The sequence below is a fragment of the Anaerococcus vaginalis ATCC 51170 genome, assembly GCF_000163295.1.
Taxonomy (GTDB): domain Bacteria; phylum Bacillota; class Clostridia; order Tissierellales; family Peptoniphilaceae; genus Anaerococcus; species Anaerococcus vaginalis.
On sequence record NZ_GG700527.1, the window covers coordinates 1114626 to 1130247 of the forward strand.

General features: G+C 27.6%; 13 protein-coding genes. 3 read left to right on the forward strand and 10 right to left on the reverse strand.

The window, feature by feature from the left end; genetic code table 11:
• Window positions 1-46: 46 nt before the first annotated feature.
• From HMPREF0078_RS05310 to hpf, 10 genes are all read right to left on the reverse strand, one after another.
• On the reverse strand, window positions 47-1297 hold the full coding sequence (locus HMPREF0078_RS05310) for a dicarboxylate/amino acid:cation symporter (protein ID WP_004839109.1): 1251 nt from the start codon (window positions 1295-1297) through the stop codon (window positions 47-49).
• A gap of 141 nt (window positions 1298-1438) precedes the next feature.
• Complete coding sequence (gene trpS / locus HMPREF0078_RS05315; protein ID WP_004839110.1) at window positions 1439-2527, reverse strand: tryptophan--tRNA ligase; 1089 nt, start codon at window positions 2525-2527, stop codon at window positions 1439-1441.
• A gap of 34 nt (window positions 2528-2561) precedes the next feature.
• Window positions 2562-3671 (reverse strand): peptide chain release factor 2, encoded by a 1110-nt coding sequence (prfB, locus tag HMPREF0078_RS05320; protein ID WP_004839111.1) that lies wholly within the window; start codon window positions 3669-3671, stop codon window positions 2562-2564.
• Window positions 3672-6386, reverse strand: a complete 2715-nt coding sequence (gene secA, locus HMPREF0078_RS05325) for a preprotein translocase subunit SecA (RefSeq protein ID WP_039920545.1) — start codon at window positions 6384-6386, stop codon at window positions 3672-3674. It lies immediately after the preceding gene.
• A 126-nt stretch (window positions 6387-6512) separates the two neighbouring features.
• The gene (gene aroQ / locus HMPREF0078_RS05330; RefSeq protein WP_004839113.1) at window positions 6513-6947 is read right to left on the reverse strand and encodes a type II 3-dehydroquinate dehydratase; all 435 of its coding nucleotides are present in this window, start codon (window positions 6945-6947) and stop codon (window positions 6513-6515) included.
• The gene (locus HMPREF0078_RS05335) at window positions 6928-8415 is read right to left on the reverse strand and encodes a shikimate kinase (RefSeq protein WP_004839114.1); all 1488 of its coding nucleotides are present in this window, start codon (window positions 8413-8415) and stop codon (window positions 6928-6930) included. Before HMPREF0078_RS05335 ends, aroQ begins: the two co-directional genes overlap by 20 nt.
• Window positions 8416-9645: a 3-phosphoshikimate 1-carboxyvinyltransferase gene (gene aroA, locus HMPREF0078_RS05340; protein WP_004839115.1), complete on the reverse strand. Its 1230-nt coding sequence runs from the start codon at window positions 9643-9645 to the stop codon at window positions 8416-8418.
• The gene (aroB, locus tag HMPREF0078_RS05345; protein ID WP_004839116.1) at window positions 9632-10663 is read right to left on the reverse strand and encodes a 3-dehydroquinate synthase; all 1032 of its coding nucleotides are present in this window, start codon (window positions 10661-10663) and stop codon (window positions 9632-9634) included. The genes aroA and aroB overlap by 14 nt, the downstream gene beginning before the upstream one ends.
• The gene (locus HMPREF0078_RS05350) at window positions 10663-11469 is read right to left on the reverse strand and encodes a prephenate dehydrogenase (protein WP_004839117.1); all 807 of its coding nucleotides are present in this window, start codon (window positions 11467-11469) and stop codon (window positions 10663-10665) included. Before HMPREF0078_RS05350 ends, aroB begins: the two co-directional genes overlap by 1 nt.
• A 104-nt stretch (window positions 11470-11573) precedes the next feature.
• Window positions 11574-12107 carry a ribosome hibernation-promoting factor, HPF/YfiA family gene (gene hpf / locus HMPREF0078_RS05355; protein WP_004839118.1) on the reverse strand — a complete coding sequence of 178 codons (534 nt, stop codon included), beginning with the start codon at window positions 12105-12107 and terminating at the stop codon, window positions 11574-11576.
• A gap of 114 nt (window positions 12108-12221) precedes the next feature.
• On the opposite strand from hpf, the gene HMPREF0078_RS05360 reads away from it, so the two are divergent.
• Genes HMPREF0078_RS05360 through HMPREF0078_RS05370 form a run of 3 tightly spaced genes read left to right on the forward strand, consistent with a single transcriptional unit; the run spans window position 12222 to window position 15606 of the window.
• Entirely contained in the window at window positions 12222-14132 is a 1911-nt protein-coding gene (locus tag HMPREF0078_RS05360; RefSeq protein WP_039920548.1) for an alpha/beta hydrolase family protein, read from the forward strand.
• The gene (locus HMPREF0078_RS05365; RefSeq protein ID WP_004839120.1) at window positions 14129-15010 is read left to right on the forward strand and encodes a YihY/virulence factor BrkB family protein; all 882 of its coding nucleotides are present in this window, start codon (window positions 14129-14131) and stop codon (window positions 15008-15010) included. Before HMPREF0078_RS05360 ends, HMPREF0078_RS05365 begins: the two co-directional genes overlap by 4 nt.
• A 59-nt stretch (window positions 15011-15069) precedes the next feature.
• Window positions 15070-15606 carry a 5-formyltetrahydrofolate cyclo-ligase gene (locus HMPREF0078_RS05370; protein WP_004839121.1) on the forward strand — a complete coding sequence of 179 codons (537 nt, stop codon included), beginning with the start codon at window positions 15070-15072 and terminating at the stop codon, window positions 15604-15606.
• The last annotated feature ends 16 nt before the right edge of the window (window positions 15607-15622 follow it).

The window sequence follows — 15622 nt, forward strand, 5'->3', positions numbered from 1 at the left end:
ATAATTTTAAGCACAAAAAAACTAGGCGCAAAGCCTAGTTTTTTAATTAAATTTCTTCAGCATTTATAATTTCTTCATTGAAACCGTCTTTGTAGTCATCATTTTTAACTATATGTTTATTAAATATTTTATCTATACCAACTGAGATTGCTGTATCTCCTGATATATTTGCAGCGGTTCCAAATGAATCTTGAGTTAGATATAGTGTAATTAACAATGATGCAAGCTCTCCTTCTGAAGGAATTCCTACAACTGGTAAAAATGGTAGGGCACTCATTACAGCTCCACCTGGTGCTCCAGGGGCTGCAACCATAGCTATTCCCAAAATTGCCATATATCTTAACATTAATAAATAAGAATGATCCATGCCATACATGGTTAAAATTGTAAATGTGCAAGCTGTGATTGTAATCATTGAGCCTGGCATGTGAACTGTAGCTCCAAGAGGAATTACAAAATCTCTTATTCCCTTGCTAACACTATTTGACTTAGCACATTCTAAGTTTACAGGAATTGTAGCAACAGATGATTGTGTACCAACTGCTGTTAAATATCCTTTGATTTGGTTTTTGATTAAAACTAGAGGATTTTTCTTTGTATAAAGACCATTTATTATAAATAAAGCAGATATATATAATAAGTGAAGAGCAATTACACACAAGAATATTTTCCAGAAAATTGAAAGAACTGCAAATACAGAACCTGTAAATGCCATTTTTGAGAAATTACCAAAAATAAAAAATGGTAATAATGGAACAATTGCTGTTGATAAAACTTTTGTAATTATCTCATTAAATTCTCCAATTAAACCGTAAGAATATTCTCCCTTACCATGTTTTCTTAACCAAGAAATTGAAATTCCCATCATAAAGGCAAAAATAATTGCTGATGTAACATCAAAAAATGGTGTGATAGGCACTTCAAAAAATGGATTAACTTCAATTTCACTTGAAGCTTGGATTTTAGCAACTTGATCTTGACTTATAAAAGCTGGGAAAATATTTGAACTCATTAAATAAGATAATGAACCACCAACTATAGTTGATGTATAAGCAATAAGAACAGTTACAGCAAGTAACCTTCCAGCTCCTTCTCCAAGATCTGCTATTCCTTTAGTAACAAAAGCGATTATCATAAGTGGGATAACAAAGTTTAAAAATGCACCGAAAATTGATGAGAATGTAACTGCAATTCTTACAAACCATTCAGGCAAATATAAACCAGCTAAAGTACCTAAGGCAATCGCTATCAATAATTTAGGTATTAAACCAAGTTTTTTCTTTTCAGATTTACTCATAAAATTTAAACACTCCTTTTTTAGCTATATTTTTATGTAAAATATATAGCTCGTAACGTGACTACCTATCCATTATAGGACATAAAGAAAAAAAGTGCAAATAAAATTGCACTTTTTTTAACAAATTATTATCAATTTATCTTATTTTTGGTCATATTTTATTTGAAGTTCAGAAATTAAATTATTATCATCAAAATAATTTATGCCCATAGCATCTTTTACTTGCTCAAGTTTCATTTTTCCATAAGCACTTGCTTCTTTCGAACCATTTTCCATAATTTTAAATAATTTGGAAATATCTTTTTCATAATAAGCTCTTTTTTCTCTAACCGGAACAAGAAAATCTTCCAAAACTTTATTTAAGAATTTTTTAATTTTTACGTCGCCAAGACCACCACGTCTATAATGATCTTTTAATTCATCTAAATTTTTATATTCTGGCAAATATTTTTCAAAATGATAATCTTCACAAAAAGCATCAAGATAAGTAAATACAGAATTTCCCTCAACCTTTCCTGGATCTGTAATTTTTATATGTCCTGGATCTGTAAACATTGACATTACTTTTTTCTTTACTTCTTCTTTTGAATCTGATAAGTAAATACAATTATCCAAAGACTTACTCATTTTTGCATTTCCATCAATTCCCGGAAGTCTTCTACAAACTTTATTTTCTGGAATTACAGCTTTAGGTTCTCTAAAAATTTCTTTGTAAGTACTATTAAATGAACGAACCAATTCTCTAGCTTGTTCAAGCATTGGCTCTTGGTCTTCTCCAACTGGAACAATATTTGAATCAAACAAAATAATATCTGAAGTTTGGCTAACAGGATAAATTAAAAATCCAGTTGGAAGACTTGTTTCAAAATTTTTAGATTTTATTTCGCTTTTTACTGTAGGATTTCTTTCAAGCCTTGATAGGGTAACTAAATTTAATAAATAAAAAGTTAATTCTGTAAGCTCTTTTACATAAGATTGAACAAAAAATGTCACCTTATTTGGATCAAGTCCAACTGATAAATAATCAAGCATAACTTCTGTAATATTTTCTCTGATTTTTTTTGGATTATCAAAATTATCTGTTAGGGCTTGAGCATCGGCAATCATAACATACATTTTGTCATAATTTCCTTCATTTTGCATTTTAACCCTATTTTTTAATGAGCCAACATAATGGCCCAAGTGAAGTTTTCCTGTTGGTCTATCTCCAGTTAAAATTATATTTTTCATTTTTTCTCCTTTTTAATAAAAAATAAGGGAAAGATTATTCCCTTCCCTTATTAGCTAAATATTCATCTATAAATCCGTCAATATCTCCATCCATTACGCTTTCAACATTTCCAACTTCAAAATTTGTTCTATGATCTTTAACCAAAGTGTATGGATGAAATACATAAGATCTTATTTGATTTCCCCAAGCTATTTGGGTGTAATTTCCTTGAATATCTTCAATTTTTTCCCTGTGTTCTTCTTCTTTAATTTGAGTAAGTTTTGCCAAAAGAAGTTTCATTGCTGTTTCTTTATTTTGAGTTTGGCTTCTTTCAGCCTGACTTGATGCTATAACTCCTGTTGGGATGTGAGTAATTCTTACAGCAGAATCAGTTTTATTAACGTGTTGTCCACCTGCTCCACTTGCCCTATAAGTATCAATCCTCAAATCTTTTGGATCAATTTCTACACTCATATCATCATTTAATTCAGGAAAAATATCAACTGATGCAAAAGAAGTGTGGCGTCTTTTTGAAGAATCAAAAGGAGAAATCCTAACAAGCCTGTGAACGCCTTTTTCTCCTTTTAAATATCCATAAGCAAAAGAACCTTTCACATGAATTGTTGCAGATTTTATACCACCAGCTTCTTCGTTATTTAAATCTGTTACATCAAATTTAAAATTTCTTTTTTCGAAAAATCTTGTGTACATTCTCATAAGCATTTCTGCCCAATCAGTAGCCTCAAGTCCACCAGCTCCAGCATGTATTACAAGATAGGCGTTATTTTTGTCATATTCTCCATCAAGCTCAGTTTTTATTTTAAAAGATCCAATTTCTTTTTTTAAAGAATTTAAAATTTCTTCAATTTCATTTAAACTTTCTAAATCTTCATTGCTTTCTTCAATTATATCCAAAAGATCAGATTGGTCTTTTAATTCTTCTTTAAAGCTTGTAAAAGTTTTAAAATTATCTTTTTTATCTGACAAATCTGCCATTATTTCTTGAGCTTTTTGGCTGTCATCCCAAAAATTTTCTTCTAGAGTTTGTTTTTCAATTTCTTTTATTTCTGTATTTAGCTTTTCTGGGTTAAGATGAGAGCCAATCATATCTAGATTTTTATCAAGTTCTTTAATGATTTCTCTTAGCTCATAAATTTCTGCCATCTAATTACCCTTGATGTGTCCTTTTTTAGCTTCTCTTTTTAATCTTCTTCTTTCAGCCCTATTTGTTGCTTCTTCTGGATTTTCAGGATTTTCAAATCCTTCTTCATCAGGTTTTAAAACTTGTTTTCTTTCAATATTTTGTCTGATTTCAACACCCATCATAAGTCTTACAGTTTCTTCTTGGATGGCATTAGTCATTTCTTCATACATATCAAAACCAGTATTTGTGTAAGCTCTTACAGGATCATCATTTCCCATTGCCCTTACACCAATTTCTTTTCTCATTTGATCCATTGAATCGATATGTTCCATCCATTTTGTATCAATTACTCTAAGTAAAACAACTCTTTCAACTTCTCTCATGTTTTCTTCGCCAAATTGTTTTTCCTTATTTTCATATTTTTCTAAGCTTGTTTGGTAAATATAATCTATAAGTTTTTCTTGAGTAAAATCATTTATATTTTCAAACTTCAATAATTCAACAGGAATTGCAATTGATTTTAAATGGTTTAATAAAGCTACCATTTCCCAATTTTCTGGTTTTACTTGTGGATTTGTAAATGAATATACGGATTGTGAGATTGAATCTTTTATCATTCCAAGAATTGAATCTCTCATATTTTCTCCGTAAAGAACTTGTTTTCTTTCGTTGTAGATTATTGTTCTTTGTTTGTTCATTACATCGTCGTATTGAAGAACTCTTTTTCTTGTTGCAAAGTTATTTGCTTCAACTCTTGTTTGAGCTTTTTCAATTGACCTTGTAACCATTTTTGAAACAATTGGTTCATCTTCTGGATAATTATAGTTTTCTACAAATTTTGAAATTTGTTCTCCAACATTAAGTCTAATCAAATCATCTTTTAATGAAATGAAAAATCTTGATTTTCCTGGATCTCCTTGCCTTCCAGAACGACCTCTCAACTGATTATCTATTCTTCGTGATTCGTGTCTTTCTGAACCAATTATATAAAGTCCACCAACTTCTCTAACTTTTTTAGCTTCTTCGTCAATTCCTGGTTTTACAAGAGATTTATAATGTTTATATTTTTTTCTTGCTTCTAATATTTCTTGGTTATCTGTTTCTTGGAAGGAGTCAACTTGTTCAAGCAATTCTTCTGAAATTCCTTCTCTTTTCAATCTTTGCTTTGCCATGTGATCGGCATTTCCACCAAGCATAATATCAGTACCACGGCCTGCCATATTTGTTGCTATTGTTACAGAATTTAATCTTCCTGCTTGAGCAACTATATCAGCTTCTCTTTCGTGATTTTTTGCATTTAATACAACGTGTTTTATTTTTTCTTTTTTAAGAGCGTTTGATAATTTTTCAGAATTTTCTATTGAAATTGTACCTACAAGGATTGGTTGACCTGTTGCATGTACTCTTTTAATTTCTTCAATTATCGCATTATATTTTCCATTTTCATTTATATAAACATAATCTACATCATCAACTCTTTGAATTGGTTTATTTGTTGGAATTTCTACAACGTCTAGATTATAAATTTCTGAAAATTCTTCTTCCTCTGTTTTTGCAGTACCAGTCATTCCTGATAATTTATCATACATTCTAAAGTAATTTTGGAAGGTAATTGTTGCAAGAGTTTTTGATTCTGATTGAACTTCAACTCCTTCTTTTGCTTCAATTGCTTGATGAAGACCATCTGAATATCTTCTTCCTTGCATGATACGTCCAGTAAATTCATCTACAATCATAACTTCGCCATTATTTACTACATAATCAATATCTCTTGTCATTGTAGTGTTTGCTTTCAAAGCATTGTTGATGTAGTGAGCAAGTTCAAGATGTTCTGGATCTGATAAATTTTCAATTCCAAAGAATTTTTCTGCCTTTGCTGTACCTTGTTCTGTAAGGTTTGATGATTTTCTTTTTTCATCAACTAAGAAATCTACTTTTTCTACAACAAATTCTCTATCAAATGGATCTTGATCTAAATCTTCATTTGGATCTAAAATTCTTCCTTCAAGTCCTTTTATAAATTCATCTGCTTTTACATAAGTATCAGTTGATTCATCGCCTTCTCCAGAAATAATAAGTGGAGTTCTTGCCTCATCTATTAAAATTGAGTCAACCTCATCGACTATTGCATAGTGAAGTCCTCTTTGAACCATATTGTCCTTATAAATAACCATGTTATCTCTTAGATAATCAAAACCAAATTGGTTGTTTGTTCCGTAAGTTATATCACAGTTATAATTTTTTTGTCTTTCTGAATTTGTAAGTCCATAAATTATACAACCTACTGTAAGACCTAAAAATGAATAAACTTTTCCCATCCACTCTTGGTCACGCTTTGCAAGATAATCATTTACTGTAACTATGTGAACGCCTTTTCCATCAAGGGCATTTAAATAAGCAGGAAGAGTTTCAACCAAAGTTTTTCCTTCTCCTGTTTTCATCTCTGCAATTTGTCCATTATGTAGAACAATTCCACCGAGCAATTGAACTGGATAGTGTTTCATTCCCAAAACCCTATCACTTGCTTCTCTTACTGTTGCAAATGCCTCTACCAATAAATCATCAAGACTTTCTCCCTTGTTTAATCTTTCTTTAAATTCATTAGTTTTATCTTGTAACTGTTTATCTGTTAGTTTTTGCATATCTTCATCTAGTGCCAAAATTTTATCAACCAATTTTTGGTTGTTATCAATTTCTTTTTGACTAAATGATTTAAATATATTTAATAACGCCAAATCTTTCACCTCTAATTCTCTGTATATCCTACCCTTTTTATAAGCTTTTGGCAATAAGTTAGGATTAAACTATCACAAATATAATATTAAATGAAAATCAACAAATTGTAAAATAAATTTACATATTTATTTATCATAATTTTCTTTTAAAAAATCTATCGCTTCTATATAACCATCAAAGCCCTTGCCTTTAATAGTTTTTTTGGCAAAATATGAAACATAAGATATTTTTCTAAAATCTTCTCTTTTATTTACATCTGTCAAATGCACTTCAACTGTTGGAATATTTACAGCTTTTAGTGCATCCAAAATTGCAATTGATGTATGGGTATAAGCTGCTGGATTTATTACAATTCCATCATACAAATTATAAGCTTCTTGAATTTTATTTATAATTTGTCCTTCAGAATTTGATTGGTAAATTTCAATTTCAATGTCCTTTTCTTTAGTGTATTCTTTTATATATTTTATTAAATCTTTATAATTTTTTGAGCCATAAATATTTTTTTCTCTAATTCCAAGCATATTTATATTTGGTCCGTTAATTATCAATATTCTCATAAAATTTCACCTCAATTTCCTTAGCACATTCCAGCAAATTATTATTTTCCACCTCAACATCTTTAAAACTGTCATATAATTTTTTTCTCTTTTTATATAAATCAAATAAATTATATTTTTTTGAAATAGGTCTTCCCTCTGTTTCTAGATTTTCTAAATTTCTTTTTACTTCTACTATCAGAGAATTTTCTTTTAGGAAATAATAATTTTCTTTTCTTTCAACAACACCTCCGCCACAACTTATAATAAGAGAAGTTTTTTTTGAAATTTCTTTTATTATTTGGCTTTCTTTTTTTCTAAATTCGTCTTCCCCATATTTATTGAAGAACTCTTCAATATTTCCATATTTTTTTACAAATTCTAAATCAATATCGACAAGTTTTCTATTCATATTTTTTGCTAAAATTTTTCCAAGACTGGTTTTGCCTACTGCTGGCATACCTATTAGGGCAATATTTATTTTTTCTCTGTAAATAGATTTTTTTATTTTTTCAATAACTGATTCATCAATCTTTTTATCTAAAAATAATTCGCTTGCCTTAACTGCTTGGGCAAGCAACATATCAAAACCTGTTGCATATTTTATATTTTTTTCTTTGGCACAAGCTATAATTTTTGTCATATATGGATTGTAAATCAAATCTACAACTGCCTCTAAATTTATAAAATCATCAAGGTCAATTTCTTTTAAATATTTTTCGTTGTTAGGATACATTCCAACAGGAGTTGTATTTACTATAATTTCAAAATCAAAATAATCTTTTGCATCTTTAAGAAATGGTTTATATTTTCTTGACAAAAATACTATTTTTTTTGCCCCCTCATCTTTTAAAACCTCACTTACAGTTTTTGATGAGGCGCCTTTACCTAAAATTAAGCATTTTTTATCTTTTACATTTATTTTATTTTTTCTCAAATTATAAGAAAATCCATAATAATCAGTATTGTAGCCGTAAAGTTTTCCATTTTTATTTACAATTGTATTTACTGCTCCAATTTTTTCTGCTTTTTTTGAAACAAAGTCTAGGTACTTCATTACTGTTTTTTTATAAGGAATTGTTACATTTATTCCTTTAAAATCTTTTCTTTCAAAAAAATAATCTAATTCTTCTTCGTTTTTTTCAAAATATTGGTAATTATAAAAGGCTATTTTTTCGTGAATTATTTTTGAATAAGAATGAGCTAAACTTTTTCCTAAAAGTCCATATTTTTCTTCTTCTTTTTGTAAATTCTTCGATTGATCCATAATTTCTTGAAAAATAGGAAGAAAATATTCGCCATATTCAGGACTTTCCTCTTTTATTTTTTTTAAAATTTCTCGCTCTCTTTTTGGATCGTAAATTTTTTTATTGTGGGAAATTTTGTAGGCTCTAACTTTTTTTGAAAGGTCAAATCTTTTTTCCAATAAATTTATAATTTCTTCATCAATTTTATTAATTTGATTTCTAATCTCTTTTAAATCTTCCATTTAAGCTCCTAAATACTCAATTTTTCCTCCTAATTTTTCAAAAGTTTTAAAAAATGAAGGATAGGATTTGTTTACTGCCTTATAATTTTTTATAATAATATCATCTTTTGCCATTAAGGAAGCGATGCTTGCTGCCATTACAATTCTGTGATCGTTAAAAGAGTCGACTTCTCCTCCTATAATTTTTCCAGAAATTTTTAGATTATCTCCAATAATTTCGCATTTAGCTCCCAAATCATTCAGCATTTTTGAAGTTGATTCAAGCCTATCGCTTTCTTTAAGCCTCAATCTTTTTCCATTTGTAATATAAGACGTTTTATCTAAATATGTTAAAAGAAGAGCAAGTATTGGACAAAGATCTGGAATTTGAGAAATATCTATTTCAAGTGTCTTATTTTCATTTTTGCAAAGTTTTATTTTTTTTATAATATCTATAATTTCCCTATCTTTTTGCAAGGAATCTTCTTTCAAATTTTTAATTTTTATTTGAGAATTTATAAGATTTGCCCCATAAAAAAAGGCAGCATTTGACCAATCGCCTTCAACATAATAATTATTAGGCGATTTTATTTGTGAATTTTCTATAAAATAAGAATTATTTTCTTCTTTTACATCTACATTAAAATCTTTTAAAACTTCTCTGCTTATGTCAATATAGCCAAGCGATTCGGGTTTTTCTTTTAATTTTATCGATGTTTTCCCTGATAATTTGCTTGACGCAAGCATAATTGCGGTAATATATTGACTGGATTTATTTTCAAAAAATTCAAAATCTCCACCAAATAAATTTCCCTTTATCGTATAAGGAATTTTATCAGATGAAATTTCAAGACCATGCTTTCTCAAATTTTTTATTAATTCATAATTTGGTCTTTGACTTAATCTTTCCTTTCCCATTATTTTTACTTCTTTTGCAAAATGATTTGCTACAGCTGTAAAAAACCTTAGTGAAGAACCCGACTCGTACATATCTATTGTGGCTTTTTCTATTTTTACTTTTGGAGGAGTAACTTTTACAAAATTTTCAAATTTTTCAATTCCAACTCCCAAATTTTTTAAAGATTCTATTGTAACATTTATATCTTTTGAAAATTCATTTATATAAATATTTGTAGGCTCTTCACAAAGTCCAGCCAAAATCAAAGCTCTATGGGCAAATGATTTTGAAGAAATAGCATCAATTTCGCCTTTTAGTTTTGATGGATGAATTAAAATATTATCTGTTTTCATAAATTTTCCTCAAATCCTTTAAATCTATATTTAAAATTTCGCAAGTTCCAAGATTTCTCACAACAATTATATTTATCCTGTCATTTCTTGATTTTTTATCAACCATGCAAACTTTTAATATTTTTTCTGTATCAAAATCAATTTCTTTATCAAGATTATATTTTTTCAACACTTTTATAAAATCATCGTAAAAACTTTCGTAAAAATTTTTAACCATAATTTTCATACCAAGAGCAACCGCATGGCCATGGCTTATTTCAAAATTTGAATTTTTCTCTATAGCATGAGCAAATGTGTGACCATAATTTAAAATTTGCCTAATACCAAAATCTTTTTCATCATCTTTAACCACATCTTTTTTTATATCCAAACATTTTTTTATAATTGATGGGAGATTTTCGTAAGTTTTACTTACATTTTCTTTTGAAATTTCATCAAAAATAGACTTATCTTTTATCATTCCATATTTTATTGCCTCAGCCAAACCATCATTAAAATAATAATCAGACAAAGTTTTTAAAAAATCTGTATCTATAAAAACTTTTTTGGGTTGGTAAAAAGTTCCACACAAATTTTTCCCTGCCTTTAAATTTACGGCTGTTTTTCCACCAACTGATGAATCAATTGCTGATAAAAAAGTAGTTGGAATTGAAATATAATCAACTCCTCTAAGATATAAAGATGCAACAAGTCCAGAAATATCTCCTACAACTCCTCCACCAAAGGCAATTATTAAATCATTTCTCTTGTATTGATTTTCAGCAGCAAATTCTAAAATTTTTATCAAATTTTCTGTTGATTTAGAATTTTCTCCGTTTTTTATTATAAATTCTTTATAAAAAAATCCATCAAGCTCTTTAATTAATTTTTCTTTATGAATTTTATAAACTAAGTCATCGCTTATAATTAAAATTTTTGAATTTTTATAATTTTCTTTTAAATATGTATTTAATTTTTTTATAATATTTGAGCCTATTTCTATTTCATAGGGATTTATTAAATCTACACTTAATTTCATTACCACATCTTCTTTCTTGTGTCATTTCCTTTTTTTAGTTGGGCTTTTAATTTATCTACGTCGTTATTTTTCAAATCATTTTTTAATTCTTCCAAGTTTTCCATCATTGTATTTATGTCCTCAATCAAAAAATCCTTGTTTAATAAAAATAATTCTGACCATAAGTTTTCATCAATCTTTGAAACTCTTGTCATATCTTTTAAACTCCCAGCAGAAAATCCATCATGGTAAATGCTTTTTTGATTTAATACATAAGCATTAGAAATCACATGACATAGTTGAGATGTAAAAGAAATCATTTCATCGTGTTTTTTGGGACTTGCCTTTACAAATTTGTCAAATCCAATTTTTTTAAATAAAGAAATTTCCTCATCATCTAAATCATCAACATAAATCATAGAAGCATTAATGTATAAATCTTTTAAAGAAGATTCAAAGCCATAAACTTCTCTACCAGCCATAGGATGAATTGATTTATATACGAAAGAATATTTTTCTGATAATTTTTTTATATATGGATACAAATTATTTTTTACTCCCGAAATTTCCATAACAGTTTTGGATAGATATTTATAATTTTCTCCAACAAATTTTTTTATGGTTAATGGATTTAAACAAATAATTGTAAGATCCATATTTTTTAATTCATTCTTATCTTCAATTATTTTTATACCAAAATTCTTAGCCGATTTTTTCGTTTTTTCATCAATATCATAGCCATAAACTATATTATCACTATACTCTATAAAAGCCTTAGCAAAAGAACCGCCCATTAATCCTAAACCAACTATAGCAATTTTTTTCATTATTTATCCCTCATATTTAAATATTTTTATTTATATTATATCAAAAAAAATTTTAGTAAACACAAAAATACTGCTGCAAAATATTTTGCAGCAGTTAATTTATTTTATTCGGGAATAATTAATCCGTAATGTCCATCTTTTCTTTTATATACAAGTCTTGTTTTCATTTCCTCATCATCTAAGTATATGAAGAAATCATGATTTAATAATTCCATTTGCATACAAGCTTCTTCATCGCTCATAGGTCTTAGAACTATTTCTTTTTGTCTTTTAATTTTTGGAATATTTTCCTCTTTTCCTTCTTCAATGTTATCAAAGGATTCAAATTTAATTGATTCACCATTTCTTCTATTTCTTTGAAGTTTTGTTTTTTGTTTTCTAATTTGACGAACCAAAGCATCTATTACCTTATCAATTCCAGTTGAGAAATTATCATTTACTTCCTCAGCTCTTAAAATTGTTCCGCCTTTAAGAAAAATGGTTGATTCAACTTTTTTTAAATTACCTTCGGTAGAAAATTTGAGGTCCATTTCTTCTTCCTTGTTGAAATATTTGTCAAGCCTATCAAATTTTTCCTTAGCTTCTTCTTTTAAGCTTTCATAAACATTGATGTTTTTACCTTTAATATTTAATTTCATATTGAACCTCCGTCATTTTGATATTATATATATACCCCCGTAAGTTTAATGTAAACCTTTAGTTTTTTCTTTATTAAAATTTATTGTATAATGAGATAAATGCAAGGAGGAGAAATGGAAAAAACAAAAATTAATGATATTTTAACTTATGATTTTTATTCAAGTCTTGAAATATCTAATGACGAAAAATATTTGGCTTTTTTAAAAACAAATGCCGATTTAGACGAAAATAAATACAATTCTTATCTTTATCTTTTTGATATAGAAAAAAATAAAAAATATAAAGTTTCTGATAATAAAAATATTGGAATCTTTATTTTTGATGAAAATGATAATTTAATTTACAAGGAAAAATCCGACGATAAATTTGATTATTTTTATAAAAAAGATAAGTCAATGGGAGTTGGAAGTTTAGAATTTAAAATTGATAAAAATGTTTCATATATCAAAGATTTAAAAAATGGATATTATTTGATAAAAGCTTCTGACAAATTAAGTGAGGACGAAAGGAAAAAACAAAAGGAAAATTCTTTTTATAAGGAAGTTACCAAATTACCTTTTTGGTTTAATGGCACAGGTTATATAAATAATCAAAAACAAAGTCTTTACCTTTTCAAAAAAGAAGATAAAAGTCTTCAAAAAATTAGAAATTTTGAAAATGAAAGTCTAAATGCTTTTGCAATAAATAAAAACGCAAATAAATTAGCTCTAGTTTTGGGAAAAAATGATAATAAAGTTTCAAGGCTTAGAGATGATTTAGTAATTTTAGATTTAGAAAATAAGGAAGAAAAAATTATAATCGAAAATGAATTTTCATATTATGATTTATTTTTTAATGACAAAGATGAAATTATTTTTGTGGCAAGTGATATGAGAAAAGGCGGAATAAATGAAGACGCCTTTATCTATAAAACCAATTTAACTGGCGAATATAAAAAAATAAGTCCTGATGATTTTGACAAATCTTTTGGCAATTCTATTGGAAGCGATGCAAGATATGAAGCTTATAGGACTTTTTTTTACAAAAACAATAAATTTTATTTTGTAGTTACAGAAAAAGAAGAATCAAAACTTTATTCTTTAGATGAAAATGAAAATATAAAGCTAGAAATTTCTGGTTGCGTTGAAGATTTTGCAATAGCAAATGACAATATTTATTATTTTGCCATGACAGAAAATAGAATTTCCCACTTAAAAGAAAAGAAAAATAACAAAATTTTACTTGATAATAAAATAAATTCATCACTTGGAAAAATCGAAGAATTTTTCTATGAATCAAACGGCGATAAAATTAGAGGATTTGTTCTTTTGCCAGTAGATTTTGATAAAAACAAAAAATATCCTACCATTTTATCAATCCACGGCGGACCAAAAACAGAATTTTCAAATATTTTCCACCACGAGCATCAAGTTTTTGCAAATGATGGATATATAATTATTTATACAAATCCACACGGTTCAAGTGGAAATGGCATAAAATATTCTGATATTAGAGGAAAATATGGAACTATTGACTATGAAGATTTGATGAATTTTACAGATTTGGCTATAAAAAAATATCCACAAATTGATGAAAATAATATGGGAGTTTATGGCGGATCTTATGGTGGATTTATGACAAATTGGATTGTTTCACACACAAACAGATTTAAGGCTGCAAATTCTCAAAGATCAATTTCAAATTGGACTTCATTCTATGGAGTTTCTGATATAGGATATTATTTTGCACCTGATCAAACAGGGGCAAATCCTTGGGATAATTTAGAAAAAATGTGGGAGCAATCTCCTATTAAGCATGCAAAAAATGTAAAAACTCCAACAATGTTTATTCATTCTGACGAAGATTATAGATGTCCATTAGAGCAAGGTCTTCAAATGTATACAAGAATAAAAGAAAATGGCGTTGATACAAAAATGTATATTTTTCATGGAGAAAATCACGAATTGTCAAGATCTGGAAAGCCAAAAGCAAGAATAAAAAGACTAGAAAAAATTAAAGAATGGTTTGATGGGTACTTGAAATGAAAGGAAAAATAAAATCAAAAAAAACTAAAAAATTTATTTTTACCCTAATCGAAAGAGCAAAGTCCCACGATATTATGACCTTGGCGTCTTCTCTTTCATATTATTTTTTGTCAGCTGCAATTCCCATGCTTTTGGTTTTGTTAAATCTTGTCACAAAATATATGAAAGGTAACGAAGATGTAATTGTAGAATTTATTGAGCTTTTGCCAGAAACAATAAGAGGTGTAATTTTGATGCTTGTAAAATCAATTATTAATTCATCATCAGTTTCAACACTTTCTACAATCACATTGATATTTGCCCTTTGGTCAGCATCAAAAGGAGTTTCAAAAATAATTCTTGCAATAAATGTAGCCTACGGACTTGAAGACGATCATTCCATGATAAAAAATAAAATATTTGGATTCTTATATACCTTTATCCTTATTTTTATCCTAATATTTTTATTTTTGCTAAGAATTTATTCAAATGGAATTTTAAATTTAATAGAAAATGTATTGCAACTTGTAAATTCTTCATTTTCTCTTGAAGAATTTACTTGGCTAATTAATTTGGTTTCAGGAATACTTCCACCAATAATTTTAATTCTTGGTCTAAGCCTTTTATACAAGTGTGCGCCTTACAATAATTCAATAAAAATAAGCTTCAAAGACGCCTTTGTCGGCTCAATTTCTACAACAATTATGATTACCATAACAAGCTTTGCCTATTCATTTTTCTTAAATAATATGAGCAATATGTCCGTTATTTACGGAGCCTTGGCAGGAATTATAGCCTTATTAGTTTGGATGCTTTTATTTTCATTGACAATAATTTTGGGAGCAGAAATCATTGCAGCCTATATGAAAACAAAAAATAAATTTACAGGATTAAATTAAGAAAAAATAAAAATTTTAAAATTATTGAGTCAAAAAACAAGAGCTTTTGGAGTGATTTAATGAAAAAAGACCTAAGACGTTATTTTATAAATAACAGAAAAAAAATCCCAAAAACCGATAAAAAAAATTGGGATGAAAAAATAAAAAATAAACTTATATCAAGCGATTATTATAAAAATGCCAAGTCGATTTTTATTTATTATTCAACAGAAGATGAAATTGATACAAAAAAAATAATAAAACAAGCATTTTTAGATAAAAAGGAAGTTTATATACCAAAAATTATAAAAAAATCTGAAATGATTCCAGTTTTGCTCACTTCATTTGACGATCTTATTGATGGAGCATATAAAATAAAAACATCAAAACTTGAAAAAAGTTTGGAAAAAATAGATCTTACCATAGTCCCAGGACTTTCCTTTGACAAAAATAAATTTAGACTTGGCTACGGCGGAGGATATTATGATTATTACATAAAAAATCATAAGTCCTTTTACATCGGTTTATTTTATCAAATAAATAAATCTTATAAATTAAATTTCGATGATTTTGATCAAAAATTAGATTTAATAATTACAGATAAAAAAATATTTTAAAATCCTAGCCAATTGG

Bases quoted from the DNA above. Each gene is read 5' to 3' on its own strand.
- HMPREF0078_RS05310 (WP_004839109.1), bottom strand. From the start codon at position 1,297: ATGAGTAAATCTGAAAAGAAAAAACTTGGTTTAATACCTAAATTATTG.
- trpS (WP_004839110.1), bottom strand. From the start codon at position 2,527: ATGAAAAATATAATTTTAACTGGAGATAGACCAACAGGAAAACTTCAC.
- prfB (WP_004839111.1), bottom strand. From the start codon at position 3,671: ATGGCAGAAATTTATGAGCTAAGAGAAATCATTAAAGAACTTGATAAA.
- aroQ (WP_004839113.1), bottom strand. From the start codon at position 6,947: ATGAGAATATTGATAATTAACGGACCAAATATAAATATGCTTGGAATT.
- HMPREF0078_RS05335 (WP_004839114.1), bottom strand. From the start codon at position 8,415: ATGGAAGATTTAAAAGAGATTAGAAATCAAATTAATAAAATTGATGAA.
- aroA (WP_004839115.1), bottom strand. From the start codon at position 9,645: ATGAAAACAGATAATATTTTAATTCATCCATCAAAACTAAAAGGCGAA.
- aroB (WP_004839116.1), bottom strand. From the start codon at position 10,663: ATGAAATTAAGTGTAGATTTAATAAATCCCTATGAAATAGAAATAGGC.
- HMPREF0078_RS05350 (WP_004839117.1), bottom strand. From the start codon at position 11,469: ATGAAAAAAATTGCTATAGTTGGTTTAGGATTAATGGGCGGTTCTTTT.
- hpf (WP_004839118.1), bottom strand. From the start codon at position 12,107: ATGAAATTAAATATTAAAGGTAAAAACATCAATGTTTATGAAAGCTTA.
- HMPREF0078_RS05360 (WP_039920548.1), top strand. From the start codon at position 12,222: ATGGAAAAAACAAAAATTAATGATATTTTAACTTATGATTTTTATTCA.
- HMPREF0078_RS05365 (WP_004839120.1), top strand. From the start codon at position 14,129: ATGAAAGGAAAAATAAAATCAAAAAAAACTAAAAAATTTATTTTTACC.
- HMPREF0078_RS05370 (WP_004839121.1), top strand. From the start codon at position 15,070: ATGAAAAAAGACCTAAGACGTTATTTTATAAATAACAGAAAAAAAATC.